11 protein-coding genes and 1 tRNA gene are annotated in these 19842 nt (G+C 59.6%); 6 read left to right on the plus strand and 6 right to left on the minus strand.

Annotated features, from left to right (window positions below; genetic code table 11):
• Window positions 1-71: 71 nt before the first annotated feature.
• The 4 genes from ROTMU0001_RS05400 to ROTMU0001_RS05415 all read left to right on the plus strand — a co-directional run bounded on the left by ROTMU0001_RS05400 (window position 72) and on the right by ROTMU0001_RS05415 (window position 8904).
• Window positions 72-1295, plus strand: coding sequence for a YlbL family protein (locus ROTMU0001_RS05400; protein ID WP_005508545.1), 1224 nt, complete (start codon window positions 72-74; stop codon window positions 1293-1295).
• A 271-nt stretch (window positions 1296-1566) separates the two neighbouring features.
• Window positions 1567-4680 (plus strand): UPF0182 family membrane protein, encoded by a 3114-nt coding sequence (locus ROTMU0001_RS05405; protein WP_005508546.1) that lies wholly within the window; start codon window positions 1567-1569, stop codon window positions 4678-4680.
• Window positions 4681-5012: 332 nt separating this feature from the next.
• Window positions 5013-5086 (plus strand) — tRNA-Met (locus ROTMU0001_RS05410).
• A gap of 1337 nt (window positions 5087-6423) precedes the next feature.
• Complete coding sequence (locus tag ROTMU0001_RS05415) at window positions 6424-8904, plus strand: S-layer homology domain-containing protein (RefSeq protein WP_005508547.1); 2481 nt, start codon at window positions 6424-6426, stop codon at window positions 8902-8904.
• Window positions 8905-9025: 121 nt separating this feature from the next.
• Here the strand turns inward: ROTMU0001_RS05415 and ROTMU0001_RS05420 are convergent, their stop codons facing one another.
• From ROTMU0001_RS05420 to ROTMU0001_RS09155, 4 genes are all read right to left on the minus strand, one after another.
• Window positions 9026-9790, minus strand: a complete 765-nt coding sequence (locus ROTMU0001_RS05420) for a PspA/IM30 family protein (RefSeq protein WP_005508548.1) — start codon at window positions 9788-9790, stop codon at window positions 9026-9028.
• Between the two features lie 264 nt (window positions 9791-10054).
• Window positions 10055-12124, minus strand: coding sequence for a TPM domain-containing protein (locus ROTMU0001_RS05425; protein WP_005508549.1), 2070 nt, complete (start codon window positions 12122-12124; stop codon window positions 10055-10057).
• A gap of 253 nt (window positions 12125-12377) precedes the next feature.
• Entirely contained in the window at window positions 12378-14792 is a 2415-nt protein-coding gene (locus tag ROTMU0001_RS05430; protein WP_005508550.1) for a hypothetical protein, read from the minus strand.
• Window positions 14793-15095: 303 nt separating this feature from the next.
• Window positions 15096-15263 (minus strand): hypothetical protein, encoded by a 168-nt coding sequence (locus ROTMU0001_RS09155; protein ID WP_168160863.1) that lies wholly within the window; start codon window positions 15261-15263, stop codon window positions 15096-15098.
• Window positions 15264-15643: 380 nt separating this feature from the next.
• Between ROTMU0001_RS09155 and ROTMU0001_RS05435 the strand changes: the two genes are divergently transcribed.
• Window positions 15644-16972, plus strand: a complete 1329-nt coding sequence (locus tag ROTMU0001_RS05435; RefSeq protein WP_005508553.1) for a S1C family serine protease — start codon at window positions 15644-15646, stop codon at window positions 16970-16972.
• Window positions 16973-17163: 191 nt separating this feature from the next.
• Here the strand turns inward: ROTMU0001_RS05435 and ROTMU0001_RS05440 are convergent, their stop codons facing one another.
• Window positions 17164-17811: a uracil-DNA glycosylase family protein gene (locus ROTMU0001_RS05440; RefSeq protein WP_005508555.1), complete on the minus strand. Its 648-nt coding sequence runs from the start codon at window positions 17809-17811 to the stop codon at window positions 17164-17166.
• Window position 17812: 1 nt separating this feature from the next.
• Window positions 17813-18280, minus strand: coding sequence for a tRNA (cytidine(34)-2'-O)-methyltransferase (locus ROTMU0001_RS05445; RefSeq protein WP_005508556.1), 468 nt, complete (start codon window positions 18278-18280; stop codon window positions 17813-17815).
• Window positions 18281-18439: 159 nt separating this feature from the next.
• Between ROTMU0001_RS05445 and ROTMU0001_RS05450 the strand changes: the two genes are divergently transcribed.
• On the plus strand, window positions 18440-19687 hold the full coding sequence (locus ROTMU0001_RS05450; RefSeq protein WP_005508558.1) for a cysteine desulfurase family protein: 1248 nt from the start codon (window positions 18440-18442) through the stop codon (window positions 19685-19687).
• The last annotated feature ends 155 nt before the right edge of the window (window positions 19688-19842 follow it).

Consider the following 19842-nt stretch of genomic DNA (forward strand, 5'->3'; position numbering starts at 1 on the left):
TGCCCGCCTGCGTGTTGTCACAGTGCCCGCCCGCGTGTTGAAAAGCAGGTTTATCCGGTACTGTAGAAACCATGACTAAGTCCACCCCTGATGCTGAGCAGCAGCCGAACGCCGCCTCCGCGAGCGTGAAGAGTAATGAGAAGGCGACCAAGCGCCGTTCGCGTTTTGCACCGCGCCGCGTGAACCTGCGTTCGGTGAGCGCTGTGGCGACGTGCGCCCTGCTGGCTGGTGCTTTTGTTCTGCCCAGTTCCTATGTGAAGGAGGGTCCCGGCCCGCTCTTTGACGTGCTCGGAACGTACCAGGAGAAGGAAGTCATTGAGGTTTCTGGCGCGCCCAGCTATAAGACGTTCGGCAAAATGAACATGACCACGGTGTCGGTTTCGGGCGGCCCGTACACGGAGCTGTCCGGTGCGGAGGCGTTCTACGGCTGGTTGGCGTTTGACGGTAACCGCAGCCTCGTGGTGCCGACCGATGCCCTGTACCCGCACGTGAGCCATGAGCAGGCAACGGCGGCGACCGGCGCGCAGATGGCTGATTCGCAGACTCAGGCGAAGGTCGCGGCGATGCGCCAGCTGAAGATGGCGGTGACCGAGAAGGTTCAGGTGCTTTCCACGGTGGAGGGTTCCCCGGCGGCAAGTGCGCTGAAGGCTGATGACCGCATCGTGAAGGTGGGGGAGAAGCAGATTGAGACCCTCACCGATGTTCCGAAGGCGGTGAACGCCTCGAACGGTTCGCCGATTGACGTGACCGTGGAACGTGACGGCACGCAGCAGACGTTTAAACTGACCCCGGTTCGTTCCAGCGACAATAGCCGCTGGATTCTGGGCGCGGGTTTGAAGCAGAGCTATGACCTGCCGGCGCACGTGCAGTACAACCTGGACGGTGTGGGCGGCCCGAGCGCCGGTCTGATGCTGGCGCTGGGCACGGTCGATAAGCTGAGCGAGGGTACTCTGCTCGCCGATGAGGACGCTGGAGGCGACCCGTACCGCAGCTACATTTCGGGTACCGGCACGATTGATGCTGACGGTAAGGTCGGCGCAATTGGCGGTATCAAGTACAAGATCTTGGCGACGGGCCGTTACGGTGCGCGCTATTTCTTGGCGCCGAAGGAGAACTGCGATTCGATTGTGAAGATGCAGGCGCAGGACCCCGACCTGTTTAACTACTATCACGCCGGTCAGGTGCGCGGCACGATGGTGGTTGTGCCGGTGTCGACCCTGGATGAGGCGGTGAAGACGGTGGAGGCGATTAAATCCGGCACCCCGGATGATTCCCTGCCCCGCTGCGGTTCCTAACATAACGTTTCTCTCCGCGAGGTTCTCACCCGTATAGCGCAGAACAGCCCCGGTACTTTACGGTACCGGGGCTGTTCTGCGCCCTATTTTCTGTCCTCGTCTGCGTCTCCGTAATCCTCGCCAGCACCTCTCAGCTCAGCATTTCGCGCCCCAAAACCTCTCAGCCCGGTCATATTTCGCCCCGAGCTTCTACGAGGTTCTGCCCTTCTGCTGTACCTCTGAGATACTTAAAGGCAGTTATTTTCTCTGAACGTATGATGAGCGAGGAATTGTGTCTGAGTCGACCAATAACACCGCGCATCCCAAGCCGAAGAAGTCAACGCCTAAGCGTCGTAGCCCCCTGAGGGCAACGATTGCTGTGGTGGCGGTGCTCATTGTTGCTTTTGTGGGTGCGTCCCAGGTGTACACGGACTGGCTGTGGTTTGATCAGCTGGGTTATAGCACCGTGTTCACTACCCAGATTTTGTTGAAGGCCGCCGTGTTTGTGGTGGCTGCCGTGGTGATTGCTGTGCCGCTGTGGGCTTCGATGTCCTACGCGGTCCGTCATGCTGATGTGGCGCCGGCGTCCGAGAAGAAGCCGCAGGAGGCGCCGAACCCGAATCAGAGCGTGCCGACGAGCGGCACGGATGCTGCCGAGCAGATGCTGCGTGACGTGTTTGGTCAGCAGCGTGCTGAGGAGAGCATGCGCCGCTACCACGAGAGCGTGGATAAGGCGCGTAAGGTTCTGCTGATTGTGGTTCCGCTGCTGTTGGGTCTGTTCATTGCTTCGGCGACGATGACTCAGTGGAGCACCGTCGCGCTGTTCTTCAACCAGCAGTCCTTCGGTAAGACTGACCCGGAGTTTGGTCTGGATTACGGCTTCTTCCTGTTTGCGTTGCCGTTCTTCCGCATGGTGGTGACTCTGGTGACCTCCGCTGTGGTGCTGTCGGCGCTCGCGGGCCTGTTCATGCACTACTTCTACGGCGGTATTAAGGTGCAGCCGGGTGGTGTGAGTACCACGTCGGCATTCCGCCGTCACGCTGCGATTGTGGTGGCTGTGTTTTTGCTGACTCGTGCGGTGAGCTTCTGGCTGGACCGCTATTCGTCGACTCAGCAGCAGGTGGGCCGTTGGGCTGGCGCGATGTACACGGATGTGAACTCGTCGATTCCGGTGAACGCTATTTTGGCGATTTCTGCTCTGTTGGTGGCGATCATGTTTGTGGTGGCTGCTTCGATGAATCGTTGGCGTCTGCCGCTGATTAGCACCGCGATGCTGGTGATTGTTGCCGTGGTTGCTGGCGGCCTCTACCCGTGGATTGTTCAGCGTTTCCAGGTGGTTCCGAATGAGCAGGGCGCTCAGTCGAAGTTCATTCAGCGCAATATTGATGCGACCCGTTACGCGTACGGTCTGGATAAGATTGAGACCACTCCGTATGACGCGACGATTGATACCCGTGCCGGTGCGTTGAGCTCTTCGAGCGCGACCATTGCGAATATCCGCCTGTTGGATCCGAATGTTGTGTCCTCGGCGTTTGCTCAGATGCAGCAGTTCCGCCCGTACTACCGTTTTGATTCGCAGCTGGCGGTGGACCGCTATTCGGTGGGTAACACCACGCAGGATACGGTGTTGGCGGCTCGTGAACTGAACCCGGCGCAGACGAGCGGCGATTCCTGGTATAACCGCCACGTGGTGTACACCCACGGTTACGGCGTGATTGCCGCGTACGGTAACCAGGTGGATTCTGCGGGTAACCCGAAGTTCTTGCAGTCTGGTATTAAGGCGACCGGTACCCTGAGCGAGGATTATGAGCCGCGTATTTACTTTGGCATGAGCTCGCCGGAGTACTCGATTGTGGGCGGTAAGGGCGACACCCTGGAGCTGGACCGTCCGCTTTCTGCTGAGGAAACCAACGCCTCCGATGCGAAGTACACTTTCGCCGGTTACGGTGGTCCTCGCGTTGATTCGCTGCTGGCTCGCCTGTCCTACGCGATTAAGTTCCAGTCCTCTGACATTCTGCTGTCGGATGCGGTGCGTGAGGGTTCGCAGATTCTGTACGAACGCAACCCGCTGGATCGTGTGCGTAAGGTTGCGCCGTACCTGAGCGTGGATTCTAAGCCGTACCCGGCGATTGTGAATAACCGCGTGCAGTGGATCGTGGATGCTTACACCACGAGCGACCAGTTCCCCTACGCGCAGGGTAGCTCCCAGGATGCGGCAACCGCTGCGGGTGCTCAGCGTTCTAACTCGGTGAACTACATCCGTAACTCGGTGAAGGCTACCGTGGACGCGTATGACGGTTCGGTGACCCTGTACGCGTGGGATGAGGAGGATCCGGTGCTGAAGGCGTGGCAGGGCGTTTTCCCTGGCACGGTGAAGAGCTACCGTGAGATGAACGCTTCGCTGATGAGCCACGTGCGTTACCCGACTGACATGTTCAATATTCAGCGCACCATGCTGAATAAGTACCACGTGACGAACGCGAATAGCTTCTATGCCGGTGACGATGTCTGGTCGATTCCGAATGACCCGACCAATGATCGTAACCAGCCGATTTCGCCCTACTACCTGTCCTTGCAGATGCCCGGGGATTCTCGTGCGCACTTCTCGTTGACGACCACGTTCATTCCTCAGCAGAGCGATTCGAACTCTCGTAACGTGATGTACGGCTTCCTTGCCGCTAATGGTGATGCCGGTACCGGTAAGGACGGCGAGCGTAGCCCCGACTACGGCAAGCTGCGTCTGCTGGAGTTGCCGCGTTCTTCGGTGGTTCCCGGCCCCGGCCAGGCTCAGAACATTTTCAACTCTGATGCTGAGGTGTCGAACCAGCTGAACCTGCTGCGCCGCGGTTCGTCCGAGGTTATTAACGGCAATATGCTGACTCTGCCGGTGGGCGGCGGCATGTTGTACGTTCAGCCGGTGTACGTGCAGTCGAGCGGTGACGCTAAGTACCCGCGTCTGCAGCGTGTGCTGGTGAGCTTCGGCGATAAGGTTGGTTTCGCTCCGACTCTGGAGGAGGCGCTGAACCAGGTGTTTGGTGGCTCTTCGGGCGCGAAGCTGGACGGTTCGGCGGCTAGCCCCTCGGCTTCGGCTTCTGGTTCTTCGGGTACTTCGGGCGCTTCGACCGGCGGTTCGTCGGCTTCGCAGTCTTCGGAGTTGAAGCAGGCTCTGACGGATGCCTCGAAGGCAATGACCGATGCTGATGCGGCAATGAAGAAGGGCGACTGGGCTGCCTATGGTGAGGCTCAGAAGCGTCTGGAGGCAGCCGTGAAGAAGGCTCTGGAGGCTGAGGAGGCGCAGAACGCGGCGTCCGCTAAGGCTTCTGCATCGGCGGCGCCCAGTGCCTCTGCGGCTCCGAGCGCAGCGGCTAGCGCTAAGCCCAGCGCCAGCGCGTCGGCTTCTCCCTAAGATGCCTGAGGTGGCGGGGGAGTAGCGCATACCGGATGCTCACGGATCGGATGTCCACGGGTCTAGCGTCCTCGCTCTAGACACTGGGCAGACACCGGGTACACACCGGGCGCACCTCCCGCTGACTTTCTCTGTGTCGATAGAAGTTCGACAGGAACGGGGTGGAAGCAATACGCTTCCACCCCGTTCTTGTGTGTTCTGCCCCTAACGCCTCCTAACCCCTGACACCTTCTAAGACCCAGCCCCACAACCCCTGTTTTTGTGCGCTTGGTTACAAATCGTGATTTTGGCTTGCATGCCCGGTTTCGGGTCTGTATAGTTATATGAGTCGCCGCGGGGTGGAGCAGTTCGGTAGCTCGCCGGGCTCATAACCCGGAGGTCGCAGGTTCAAATCCTGTCCCCGCAACGGATAACTCCCGATAGCTTAGCTATCGGGAGTTTTTTTATTCCCTAAAACCTGTGCTCTCGCCTTCTTGCCTTCCCGCCTTCTTGCCTTCCCGCCTTCTTGCCTTCCCGCCTTCTTGCCTTCCTATCCCCTCCTGCCGACTGCCGGGCGGCTTTCTTTATATCTTCTGTCTTCTTCTGTCCCCTCACCTCTTCATATCCCTGCCTCCCTGTATCCCCAGCTCTTTGTATCTCAGCCGGCTTCTGGTGGCATCTGCTGGTGCCGCTCACCCTGGGGTGGAATCTGGGGTGGAGTCGACCTAGAACCTTTTTGCAGGTGCTGCGGAGGCATTTTTCTGAGCCTTGTCGGGGCTGGTCTGCAACCCCTCACGCGGGATGCTTCGGAGAGGCATCTGGGAGGGGGGGGCTTGCCTGCTGGTCCTTCGGGGTGCTTGGCATGGATTCCCCCTCCAGGCCCCCAAAGCCTCCTCAGTGAACCGTTGTGAAAGTACCCTGGGCTGGTCTTCAGAACGTCTCCCGATGTGTCTCTCGAAGTGCCTCTCAGTACTTCTATCGGAGCTTCAAGCCGATGTGCTCATAGGGGGGCGGAGCCACTTTTGGGTGGTTATTGGAGAGTAGTTATGCCTTCTTTCGATGCTACTTTTCGGGTTCCCTGAAGGGGGTTCTGGGGAGGGTTTCAATAGCCTGATGAGGGATCCGAAAGGATACCTGATTGGGGGACTGTCGAGAGGGCTATTTTTGCCTCAAAGTGCATTCTCAAAGTGGAATATGCGAAAGGTGTCTATATTCCGGGCTTGGAAATCACCTGTTTTGCCCCGGAATTCCGCGGTTTTTGGAAGAAAATGGTCTTTGAGTGCAACAATTCACTCTGAAAGTGATTGTGGTCACATATGAAACATTCAAGTTAATTGTAGGGTTTTTTGAAACTCTTTCAAAAAACGCTCAAAAACCCCGGAAAATCAAGGAAAAATAGCTCATTCAACCTCTACTTGAGGGTGATTAAAGTTAAGCTAGAAGTTGAGAAAAAGCTCTTGTTAAGATTGAATCTTGTTCGATACCCAAAAATAGCCCCAAAAAACCGCTGGAAAAGGCTTTTTGACCTGGTAGCTTTGAGTACGTGGTCACCGCGGTCCGCCGCGTAGCTCTCCGGATCCACACCGCGCCCCTCCATCACATGAGGACATCCCCGCAACACACACGGGATGGTTGATGGAAGCGTCTCGTGCGGCGTCACATCCGCAGGCCGACCGCCTATAGGCTTCTCACCTATAGACCACCTATCACTCAACCACTCACGGGCGTTCACGCCCCAGAAACACCAACAACGAGGACAACCCCATGGCACTTCGCCCCCGCACTGTTAAGGCTGGCTCTCTCGCAGCCATCGCTGTACCCTCCGTGCTCGGTAGCACCCTGGTAGCACCCGCTTCCGCTTTTGCACCCGTCGTTCAGGACATCCCCGGCGCAGCTACCGCAACCCAGGCTCCGAAGTCTCTGTTCACCTCCACCGTGCAGCCGACCCTCTCTCAGGTTGCTGTGCAGATCCGTCAGCAGGCTGAACAGGTAAAGCAGGCGCAGCAGGCTCCCGCAACGACCGCGGTTCAGCCCATCCAGAAGACTTACACTGCACAGGCTGCTCAGCCCGCACAGGCAACCCAGCAGGCTGCTCCCTCGGCTACCTTCCAGTCCGCACAGGCTGCGCAGGCTACCCAGGCGGCTCAGCCTTCCGCTCAGCCCACCCTGGCACAGGTTGCACAGCAGACCCCCGCAGCTACCCAGAATGTTGCCCCCACCGCTCAGCCTGCACAGGCTACCCAGGCGGCATCCGGTGTGGCGGCAACCCGCACCAACCAGACTTTCCTGTCCTACACCTCCCCGGCGGGTACCACTTCGCAGTACCACGTCTACGCTGAGGGTGTGGACTTCTCCAAGCCCGTTGGCGTGGTCTTCTACTTCGACGGTGACTACTGGCGCAACGACCAGTCCAAGGTCTACGACCCCTCCGGCGAGCTGGCTCAGATGGCTGCATCCGCTACGGCACAAAACATGCTCTTCGTGCCCGTCATCTCCCCGGACACCAACCGTTACGATGCTGGCGTGACCTGGTGGGAAAACATGGACCGTAACGGCGAGTTCTTCCGCTCCTTCGCTTCCTCCTTCATCGCGGCTAACGGCGTGGACTCCTCCAACGTGTGGACCATGGGCTACTCCGGTGGCGCCGAGTTCATCACCTACGAGCTGAACACCAAGCCCCAGACCTGGCGCAACGGCGGCGGCTCCATCATGGTCGCTGGCGGCGGCCTGGACGAAGGCACCCCCTCGGCTGCGCTGAAGTCCCAGCCCATGTTCTGGTACGCAAACTCGAACGACGGTACCGGTGAGACCTACCCGCAGACCTGGAGCGCACGAGGCGCCGTTGAGGGCGGCTACGACGCCTACCTGGCTGCTGGCTACACCAATGCTTCCGCGACCGTGCTGAATGGCTCGGGCCACTTCGACTACAACTTCTCGCAGATTCTGAGCAACTCGCTCACTAAGGGCAAGGCAACCGCCGCTCCCAAGGCTGAGCAGAAGACCGAACAGAAATCTGAGCAGAAGCAGCAGAACACTCAGCGTGCCCGCACCATGAGCTCCGCAACTTACCAGAGCTACACCTCCCCGGCGGGTACCACCTCCCAGTACCACGTGTACGCGAACAACCTGGACTACTCCAAGCCCGTTGGCGTGGTCTTCTACTTCGACGGAGACTACTGGCAGCGTGACGAGTCCAAGGTCTACACCCCCGACGAGGGTATGCTCGCGGCAATGGGCAAAATCGCTAACGCCCGCAACATGGTCTTCGTGCCGGTCATCTCCCCGGACACCAACGCATCTGGCGACGGCATCACCTGGTGGGAAGACATGGACGCTAATGGCGAGTTCTTCCGCTCCTTCGCGAAGTCCTTTGTTAGCCAGAACAACCTGGACGCTTCCCAGGTGTGGACCATGGGCTACTCCGGTGGCGCTGAGTTCATCACCTACGAGCTGACCGACCACAACACCTCCTGGCGTAACGGCGGCGGCTCCATCATGGTCGCAGGCGGCGACTCGGATGGCTCCGTGGACGCTGACGCAACCACCAAGGCATCCCCGATGTACTGGTGGGTTGGTGCGAAGGACACCTCCGGTAACACCAACCCCGTCACCTGGAGCGCACGAGGCGCAGTCGAGTCTGGCTACAACGCATACCTGGGAGCAGGCTTCTCCGACGCCCGCGTGAAGCTGATTGACGGCTTCAGCCACCACGACTACGACCTGCCGCACATCTTGGCATCCTCCCTGGACTTCGCCGGTAAGACCCCCGCACTGGGCTACAGCGACCTGTCCGACTCGAACCCGAACTACAACGAGATCAGCTGGAACTCTGATCACCGCATCATGCTCGGCTTCGCGGACGGTACCTTCCGCCCGAACGCATCGGTCAACCGTGCACAGCTGGCAACCTACCTGTACCGCGTGGCTGGTCGCCCCGCAGTGAATGCACCGGCTGTTTCGCCGTTCAGCGATGTTCCTGTCAACCACCCCGCGTACAAGGAGATTTTCTGGCTGAGCCAGCAAGGCATCAGCGGTAGCGACTTCCGCCCCCTGGAGGCTGTCACCGAGTCCACCATGGCTGAATTCATGTACCGTGCGGCTGGATCCCCGGCACAGGCTCAGGGCGGCTACGCGTCCCATGCTCTGGCATGGGCTGCCTCCAACGGCATCGGTACCGGCTCCACCTCCTCGGCAGCCATCACCCGTGACGCTATGGCAGGCTACCTGTACATCTACGCTAACTAAGGCGCACGGCCCCTAACGCATAAAGAACCGCCCCGCTCCTGAAATTCAGGAACGGGGCGGTTCTTTCTATAGGTTTAGCTCAAGAAGCTATACGCTAGACCAAGCTTAGAAGATCCTAGGCTTAGAGGGTCTGGGTGGGGGATTCCACAGCCAGGGGAGCCGGAGCTGCCGGAGCGTTCTTTGCCTTCAGAGCAGCCAGGCGAGCGTCCAGCTCGGTGTCGCGCTCCATCTGGTCCAGGGTGTTGAACTGTGCGTCCAGGGAGGAAGCTGCCAGCTCCTGCTGACCGATGACGCGTGCCTCTTCGCGGCGAACCTTCTCTTCGAAGCGGCTCATCTCGCTGGTCGGGTCCAGAACGTCGAACGCCTTCAGAGCGTCGTTCACCTGGGTCTGAGCTGCTGCAGTCTTCTGACGTGCGGTCAGCTCATCGCGCTTGTACTTGACCTCTTCAAGCTTGGAGCGCATCTTCTCCAGGCCGTCCTTGAGCTGGTTGACAACCTGAGTCTGAGAAGCCAGCTGAGGCTCAACAGCCTGTGCAGCCTTCTCAGCCAGCAGCTGCTTGTTCAGAGCAATCTTAGCGAGGTTATCGAACTTGTCAGCGTTGGCAACGTCGCCAGCTGCGCGGAACTCATCAGCCTTGTTAGAAGCTGCCAGAGCCTTGGTGCCCCACTCCTGAGCGGCCTTGACGTCCTCAGCGTGGTCCTTTTCGAGCAGTCGCAGGTTGCCGATGGTTTGTGCTACTGCAGCCTCCGCCTCGCGGATGTTGTTGGTGTAGTCACGAACCATCTGGTCCAGCATCTTCTCCGGGTCCTCAGCTGCATCAATCAGAGCGTTGATGTTTGCCTTAGCGAGCTGTGCAATACGGCCGAAGATGGTCTGCTTAGCCATAATCTCCTACTTTCTGTTCACGGGCTGCGGGGGAGCACTACGCTCCTCGTGAGCCGTGCCCGTATAACTAATTATGTGGCAGATTTCTGGGTGCATGCTGTGAAAATGATGCACGCCTGATTTCTGCAACCTAAACTTTTGGTAAATTACCTCAGGTGTTTTCCGACTGGGGAAGAAAGCGGTGAGGTAAGCTATCCACCCCGCCGGTCAGACTGTAGAAAAACCTACAGAAACCAACCGGCAGGATCGCTAGCATGGAGGCAGTTAGAAGCTACCGCCGTCACCGCCGCCGCTACCCCAATCGCCGCCACCGCCGCTGAAGCCGCCGCCCCAGCTGCCGCCGCTACTACCACCACTGCTGTGGCCGCCGCTGCTACCCCAGCTACTGGTGCCGGAGTTCATCGCGGTCATCAGAGCGCCCAGCAGCAGGCCCTTCGCCAGGTCACCGCCGAAGCTGCTGCCGCCGCGGTCGTTCTGGTTGTTGTAGTAGTTGCCGACCTCGCTCTGAGCTCGGTTCTGCGCGTCGGTCGCCTTCTGGATCGCCATGTTGGCTTCCTTCATAGCGTTCAGCGGGTCCGAAGACGCCAGGCGCTGAGCCTGACCCAGGTGACGCTCCGCCTCAGAGACAGCGGTCAGGGTCATCGGACCCACCGCAGCACGGCGGTTATTGATGTAGCTACGCGCACCGTTCACCGCAGCGTAGGCAGAACGCATCGTACGATCCAGGTTCTGCGAAGCCGCACGAGAACGCTCGCGGGTAGCACGCATATTCGTCATTGCCTTATCCAGCTCGGCGGAAAGCTGACGCAGCTGGTTCGCCAGAGTCAGCGGGTCATTCGGGCGAGCCGAAGCGCTCTGATTGACCTGGTTGAGCACCGCCTCCATACCGGCAGCTACCGCACCCAAATCATCGCGACGCTGAGATGCAGCCAGGCTCTTCGCCTCCGCCACGTCGCGCTGAATGCTCAGCAGGTCGGTGCTCAGACCCAGCTGAGCCTGCTCCAGCTCCTGCGCGCGGGTATTTACAGCCGCACCCAGCGCCTGAATCTGCGAGGCGGCTTCCTCAGCGGTGCGCAGGTGAGCAACCGCCTCCGAACGAGCGGTCGCAACGGTCGCCTGAGCCTTCTCAACCTCCGCAGCGCACAGCACCATGTTCGACTCCAACAGGGTAGGAGTCTTAGAAATGGGCTCCAGGGCGCTGGGCAGGTAACGTTCCTTCAACGTGCGGTACTGGGCGGCAATCTCCTCCACCGAGGCACGCAGCTGCGGCAGACGCTGAGCCAGAGCCTCAATAGCCTGCGGTGCCTCCTGCTCCAGGTTACGCAACTGAGCCAGGTTAGCGTCCTGCTCCTGAGCAATGCGGGTGACTTCCTGAGAGTTATCAATAATCTCAGTCAACCAGGCACGCTGCTCAGCCTCAGTATCCGGGATGCTATCGGTCAGAAGCTGCTGACGCTGGAAGGACTTACGCATCAGATCCTCAGCACGCGCAATCTCCTGAGCGAACTCAGCAACCTGCTGATCGCTGTACTGTGCGCGCGCAAAATCCAGTTCCTGCTTCGCGTGGCTCATCGTCGTATCAGCCTGCAGAAGGGCGCTACCGGCGCGAGTGCGCAACTCCTCCAGCGGAACCTCCGGAATGGGGGAGTAGTTACGAGGCGCACTGTAGGAACGCTGAGGCTGCTGCTGAGCGTTCTTCTTCTTGCGGCGGCGGTACATCGCGTAACCGCCAGCACCCACGGTCGCCGCAGCACCCACACCGAGCACACCGGTTACAACACCCGAAGAGCTACCGCCCTTCTGGGCCTCGATACCCTCAACCGCGGCCAGTGCCGCACCCGAATAGTCACTATTCTGCAGCTTCGGTTTGATGTAGTTCTGGTACACCTTCGTCTGCTGATCACTCGACAGGGTCTTCGTGCTACCCGCCAAGAAATACGCCTGGCGAGACTCGGTAGCAATCACCAGCACCACATCGGCAGAACCCCAATTGTTCTTCGTAGCAAGCGCCTTCGTCCAGCTCGAAGAAGTAGACGGGTTCTCAAACTTATCGATGACCACAACGTGCAAATCCACGTTGTGCTTCTTCGACAGAGCAGAAATCTTAGACTTCAGGGTAGCGGTATCACCCAAAGAGTTCGTGGAATCGTACACGGTGGTGCCCGTAATCTGCATCGGGTCAGCCGCCTGCGCCGAGGTGCTCAAAAATGCAGAACCAACCGGCAGAACTACCGGGGCACAAGAAAGACCGGCAGCCAGCACTGTGGCACCCAAGATAGTGCGCAGGCGAGGGCGTGCGGGACGAATCTGACGCGCAAAGGCGTGCTCGGTCATGGTCTTTCCTCCGTTGTCGTGAAGTATGAACGGACCTGCACTTCACGGCGTGCTTGTTCAACGCACACCTTAGTGCTGGTCACATTATTAGTGTAGCGGTGGCATAGCTACACAGACGCACAGATACGAGAATATTGCGCCGCTGTTTGCCACCCGTTTACCGACTTCCCAGGCTTTATACAGGAAAGCCGGTATACAGAAAAGCCAGGGTCTAGCCTCACGCCAGACCCCGGCTCACCGGCTATTCAGTCGATTAGCGCCGGCGCGCAATCTTCAGATTGCTCATCAGGTGCTCCACTACCTCAGCGGCATCAACATCGTGGATGCTCTGTGCTATGCCGTTCACCACCTGAACTCGCGAAGATGAGGCGAACATCCACCCTAAGAACTGCACAGTATTCAGCAACCTAGAACTGCGATCTGCCTGCTTCCGCATCTGCGACCACAAAAAGGGCGTAGTCGGCACGCCACGGCCCTTATACACCTGGGAGTTAGAACGGGCGTCCAGAAGCTCAGCGAGCGCCTCAATATTTTCGGTCAGCTCCTTCAAATCCTCATCCCCGGCAGAGGGACAGACGAAATACCGTTCAACCAGGCTCAAAGGCATGTAGCCGCTACAGCTACTCACCCACACCAGCTTCAACCGTAGATTCTGCAGACGAAGCACCTGCTGCAGAAGCCGCGAATGGGTGCGCAGCACTGACAACGGCATAGAAGAGAATGCCATCGCCTCCGAGAGCAGGCCCTCGGAGAGCGCCTCCTCGGAAGACGCCTCGTTCTGATTCAAGCTACCCACCAGAAGCTCCGGTCCCTCGTAGTGCACGAACGCCAGAACCTCGGGAACACTCGAGAGGGAACGGATGCGCTCGCCAATGGTCGGCAGGTCCTCCCCATCGGGGGCGTACTGTTCGCGTGCGTACATCAACGTCTGGATGGGCCGCTCGGCAAGATGGGACGATTCACGAGCCAGCGTCCGCAAATCGGTCACAACCTCCGCTAGAACGCCGTCCTGCTCAACCTGCAGAAGCTCCTCCAGGAGCTCAATGACAGAGCGCGCCTGCAGGCTCAAGACAGCGGCGCAGAACTCCGCATCCTGAAGCTCAAGACGCACCTTCTCCAGGCGCTCTTCCAGCGTGGACTGCACGCCCTTGAGCTCAAACTCGCTCAGCTGTTCCGGGTGGAGCATACGGTGCGTACCATCCTCGCCGGGACGGTAGAAAAGCTCGCTAAACTCCAACGTAGACTGAACACCCTTCAACGCCCGCTCTCGCAACTCGGGCAGAACGTCAAAGGCAACTTCCGCCATCTCATTCCAGACCTTGGCCTCATCGATCTTCGAATCCTTACGAACAGTCTTCTTCCAAGTCTCGGCAAGCTGCATAGCGCGATCAAATTCGCTCAGCTCTACAAAAGCCGCCAGTTTCTGGGCACTCTCACGCAGATAACGCACCGCGTAGAGGCGGTCGCTCAAAGAATCCGGGAGGGTATCCTCCAGCAGACGCCAACGGAAGGTACGCTCAAAGCATTCCTCGGTCAGGCTAATGACGGCGGCGCTCAGGGAGAGCGCGTGATCACGGGCAAAAGCGAAAGAGCCTGAGGTATCCGCCAGACGAGGCAGGGACGTATAGAACTCCAGCGCCCCGCTCAGCTTCAGCCGAGATACCCGGATGGTCTCTTCCAGCTCGGCGGCAAGCACCGTGCGGTCAGCCTGGGCAGTCTCCTTGAAACTGTGCAGCGGAGACACCTGCGCACGCTCAAGCGTCTGCAGGTTCATGACCGCACGCATGAGATAGTTCTCAAGAATATCGACCTGCTCCCAGCGCTGACGCTGATTCAGCGGAACATGATTCTCCTGCGTGCCGACCAGCAGATGCTGCGGCACACCGCTAATCGACGGCAGCGCAAAGACTTCATCCTCAGATTTACTGACAGAAAGCACCATGGGGTAGCGGCTGCGCTGTGCATTCTCTAGAGGGGGAATGAGCTTGAAGTTGGTGCTCAAAGAGAATGGGTCGGAGGGCGCCGGGTTACTCTTGGGAGCCTGCTGGGCGGTCTCCTGCTGCGGGCGCTCTTCAGGCTGCGCCGGGGTGTTCTGGGGCATGCTCTGCTGCACCTGGCTTTCTGCTGATGGGCTTTCTGCTGAATGGTTCTGCGCTGTAGAAGAACTAGACTCGCCACCTACCTGCATCGGCTCCAACGGCGAAGGTGCAGCCACCGGCTGCTGAGGAGGCTGAGATGAGGCCGGGTGAGGCGAGGTCGCCTGAATCTGCTGACTCTGTTGAGTACTATGTCCCGGCTGAGCACTATGACCCGGATGTGCTGGCTTCGGCTGGTAGTGCATCGGGTAGCTCACCGCGCCCTGTACTGGTTGCGAAGGAACCGGCTGAGGGGGTACTTGCTGTGAAGGCCCCTGCTGATTGGGTGCCTGCGGGGGCGGTACCTGCTGATTCATCGCCTGGTTCTGTTGCTGTTGCAATACCTGCCGCCTAATCTCACGCGCACGACGGCGCGAAGGGCTCAACGACGCGAAAAACGCTACCGCCGCGCAGATCAGCACAAATATAAGCAACGCGTACAGGCGTGTTGCGCCATCCAAAGAAGACGCCACCGCCGCAGGTAGAGCCGGCAGCGCGCCAATAAGCGCGAAAACAGCAGAAATAATCCTCATGACTTCACCATAACCCAGCTAAATCCCGGGTGCTCGCAACGCCGTTGCCTTACCGCATACTAAAAGGGAAGTAGCCGGGGGACCGGGCGCTCTCCACCAGCGCTTCCCGCATCTGCGCCAAGGTTAAAAGACGATGCGGCGTGCGCCCTCATGTGGGGGCTCACGCCGCATCAATCATCACTCAACTCACTATCACACCCGGGCCGGTCCTCACACCGACCCTTCGGGACATACTGGGGATTCTCGCCCCTCCCGGTGCAGGGCTCTCATCTCCCGCCCCGGAAAACTATCAAACTCTATACGCTACCTACCGGCAGTCAGTGCGTGGGTAGCCATCTGCTGAGCCAGCTCGGAGGCCTTTTCCGCACGATGACGGCGGTACACCATTCCCGAGCAACACGCCACAATACCCGCACCAATACCGATGGAGCTTGCCAAGATCGCACAGAAAATCAGGGTGCCGATCATCATGGGTTTCTCCTTTACCTTTGTCCTTTGCCTTTGTTCTCGGCTCTATGCGCCTTCAACATTACGGAGCAACCCTGTGTTCAAGCTGTGTACCAAGAAGCGTCATGCTGTGTAAACCGTGAAGAAAAACTGGGCGCTTTAAAAGAGAAACCTGAGAGTGACGAAAAATAGTGAACAAAGCCCCAAAATAAACTAGCTGCCGGGCAAATCGCCGGGTATCTCAGACCAGCGAATCAGCTGCCGATGAAAGGGTGCGAGGAAAATTCCCAGGGAACTCCCCGATAACCAACAGCAAAAAGATATAGAACGCAATGAAACACCATCTACAGTAGAAAGATAGCGTGTGCCCAGGGTGACGCATACGCACGACTCTAGGAGAACTCATGACTCAAAATAACGGATGGTCTTACGGCGGCAATGACGGCGTCACGGATGCAACCCGTCCCCTGCAGAACGTGAACGGACAGGCAAGCTACCAGCCCGCAAACCAGCAGCAGGGTCAGAACGCATACCCGCAGGCATACGCCTCTCCCGGATACACCTACCCCCAGGCCGCTGCCGCGCAGGTTGCGTCGGCGCAGTCTGCACCCCAGAACACCGATAACAACAAGCGTTACGGTGCTGGCGTTGTGCTCACCGCAGCTCTGCTCGCAGCCCTCGTCGGTGGCGGCGTTGGCGCGGGCGTCGGAGGCGGCATCGCAGCATCGAATAACAGCTCCTCTAGCTCCTCTTCGCGCGGCTCCGTGAGCTCCAATATCAGCAACTCCTCCACCGTGGCCGGCGTAGCAGAAACCGCGAAGAAGGTCCTGCCCTCCACCGTGACCATCATGGCGTCGAGCGGCTCCACCTCCGGCGGCGGTAGCGGCGTTGTCCTCGATAAGGACGGCCACATCCTCACCAACCACCACGTGGTCACCCTCGCATCTTCCAGTGCTGCATCCACCATTGAGGTGCGCCTGAGCGACGGTACCGTACGCACCGCTTCCGTGGTGGGCCTGGACTCTGCGGCTGACCTGGCGGTTCTGAAGATTAACCCCTCCGGCCTGGACCTGCAACCCATCACCTGGGGCGACTCCTCCAAGCTGGTCTCCGGCGAAGCCGTGGTTGCCCTCGGCGCGCCGTATCGTCGTAGCGAATCGGTGACCGCCGGCGTAGTCTCGAACGTCAACCGCGTGCAGCCCGCTGACGCGAAGGGTCAGAACTACATCCCCATGATTCAGGTTGATGTGCCCATCAACCACGGTAACTCCGGTGGCCCGCTGGTGAACCTCAAGGGCGAACTGGTCGGCATTAACGCGCAGGGTCAGGCAAGCCAGGACGGCGGCACCGCCGACGGTATGGCGTTCTCCATTACCTCCAACTACGCCAAGCGCATCTCCTCCGAGATCATTGCCAAGGGTAAGGCAACCCACGGCTACCTGGGCGCGAGCGTAAAGAACAGCCCCGCGGACACCGGTTCGGGCTCGTCCAAGCTCATCCCCGGTGGCGTTGAAATTGCCTCGGTAGAATCTAACAGCCCCGCCGCGAAAGCAGGCCTGCGATCCGGCGACGTCGTGATTGAAGCCGACGGTCACGCCGTGACCAAGAGCGACGAGCTTAACGGTACCGTGCGTGCCGCGGCAGCAGGCTCTGATCTGAAGCTAAAGATTAAGCGCGGCTCCTCCACCCATGACATCACCGTGACCCTGGGCGACGCCGACAGCCAGAAGTAAAACGCACTCTGCCTCTGAACAGGTAGAAACGCGGTTGGGAAACACCCGCTCAGCCGGCTCTACCGTTCAGTAACTCTAACTTCAAAAGAGTGCCACATGGTGTAACGAAAGAAAGCTCCCACCCCGCGTATGGGGTGGGAGCTTCTTTCGTTAGTACAGCAAACTGTATTGGTGTTGCAGATAGGGGCAGGTTAGAGGCCCTCGAGAACCTCGCCCACGCGCTTCTGCAAAGCCGGGATAACCTCCTGCTCGAACCACGGGTTCTTCGCCTGCCACCTAAAATTCAGCGGCGAAGGATGCACCAGCGGCAGAAACTTAGGAAGATAAGACTCCCACGCACGAACCGTCTCCGTCAGGTTCTTCTGCGCCTTAGGGGCGTGCATACCATCCAGGTAGTGCTTCTGAGAGTAAGCCCCCACCAGCAGAATCAGCTGAACGTTCGGCATGAGCTCCAGAAGCTGCGGATGCCACTTCGGTGCGAAATCCTTACGCGGCGGGTTATCGCCGTGCGCGCCCTTACCCGGGTAATAGAAATCCATCGGCAACAGCGAAATCAGGTCGGGGTTATAGAACTGCTCATCCGTCACGCCCATCCACTCGCGCAACTTCACGCCGCTCGGGTCATTCCACGGGATACGGCTCTCCTGCGCGGCACGCCCAGGCGCCTGACCAATCACCACAATACGAGCATGAGGCGACGCCGAATAAACCGGCTCCCAACCCTGCTCCGTGAACTCCCTATTCTGCGGATCCTGGCGAATCTGCTCAGCCAGGGGAGGGCGCGTCTCCAGAATCTGCTGAACCAGAGGCCCCGGCAGATTATGGTGTGCTGCAGCCATGCTAGATAGCGCCTCCCTCAAAACCGTTCTGACGCCACGCCTCAAAAATCGCAATGGACGCAGAATTAGCCAGGTTCAGCGAACGGCGGCCCGGCTTCATCGGAATCTTCACCCGCTCAGTCACGTGCGGGTCCTGCTGAACCTCAGCGGGCAGACCCACCGACTCCGGACCAAACATGAACACGTCACCGGGACGGTACTCAATATCCGCATACGACGTCGAAGCGGTCGTCGTGAACGCAAAAACACGCTCCGGGGCGAGTGCCTCCCACGCATCCTCGAGGGTCTCGTGCACCGTCACCACCGCCAGGTCGTGGTAGTCCAGACCCGCGCGGCGCAGATGCGCATCATCAAAGTTAAAGCCCAGCGGCTTCACCAGGTGCAGCTCAGCGCCAGTAATCGCCGCCAAACGGATAGCATTGCCGGTATTGCCCGGAATCTCAGGGGTATAGAAAAGAATCTTGAACACGTTCCTAAGTGTACCGCGCAGCCCCCGACCAGCATTGAGCGTCCCGGGGTAGTAGCGCTCGCCGACCCAGCCGCAGATGAACACACCTAGAAGAGCGCGGATAGAGCGCGATAAAATAAGCAAGGCGAAAAACCGCCGAACAACCCAGCAGGAGGAACCATGAGCGCAGAAACCAACCGTCAGAACGGCCGCGTCTACCTCGACCATGCCGCCACCACGGACGTGCTTCCCGCAGCCATCGACGCGATGGTCGAACAGATGCGCAACGGCGGCAACCCCTCCTCCCTGCACGCTACCGGACGTGATGCCCGCGCCACCGTCGAGTACGCCCGCGAACGCATCGCCCGCGCTGTTGGAGCGGACCCCGCCGAGGTTATTTTCACCTCCGGCGGTACCGAAGCGGACAACCTCGCTGTCAAGGGCATCTACTGGAAGCGCCGCGAAGAAGACCCTCAGCGCACCCGAATTCTCGTCTCCTCCATTGAGCACCACGCCGTGGAAGAAACCTGCGAATGGCTCGAAAAGGCAGAGGGCGCGCAGCTCGAATGGATCCCCGTAGACGAGTATGGTAGCGTCAACCCGCAGACCGTCCGCGAACTCATCGAGAAGAACCCCGAAGACGTCGCCCTCGTGACCGTCATGTGGGCGAACAACGAGGTCGGTACCGTACAGCCCATCCCCGAAATCGCCGCCATTGCTGCTGAATACGGTATTCCCGTGCACTCGGACGCTGTGCAGGCATTCGGTGCGGTGCCTATCGACTTCCACGCCAGCGGGGTAGCGACCCTCGCCATCTCGGGCCACAAGATCGGCGGCCCCATGGGCATCGGCGCGCTGGTTGCAACCCGCGCCGTGCAGCTGACCCCCGTGCTTCACGGAGGCGGCCAGGAACGCTCCGTACGCTCCGGCACCATCGACGCGCCCGCCATCGCAGGTTTCGCAGAGGCTGCCGTGCACTCGGTACAGCACCTCGACGAAGAATCCGCCCGCATCGCCGCGCTACGCAACGAACTCGTTGTGGCAATTAGCGCGCTCATCCCGCAGGCACACCTGAGCGGCGAAAACCCGCTCACCGAAGAATACCCCGGCCAGAAGCGACTGCCCGGCAACGCCCACTTCACCTTCGAAAACGCAGAAGGCGACACCCTGCTCTTCCTGCTGGACATGCAGGGCATCAGTAGCTCCACCGGCTCCGCCTGCAACGCAGGGGTGACCCGCCCCTCCCACGTGCTCATGGCAATGGGAATGGACGAAGACACCGCCCGCAGCGCCCAGCGATTCACCCTCGGCCACTCCACCACCGGAGCCGATATTGCACGCCTCATCGCGGCACTACCCGCCGCCTACGAACAGGCAGCAAAGGCGGGACTGTCTTCGCAGCTGCCGGACGCCTCCCGCTGGCACTAGAAAGCCAGAAGAGAAGATACCGAACCGCTCTCAGCCTGCAATCTCAGCGTTCGCTGAGGGCGGGCTGAGGGTGCACTGCCCAATATCCCGCCGAGCCCCTGCGTACAATGGGTAGCTACAGTAACGGAAAGTCCGCCCGCACACAGGGCACGTTC

This window comes from Rothia mucilaginosa ATCC 25296, assembly GCF_000175615.1.
GTDB lineage: Bacteria > Actinomycetota > Actinomycetes > Actinomycetales > Micrococcaceae > Rothia > Rothia mucilaginosa.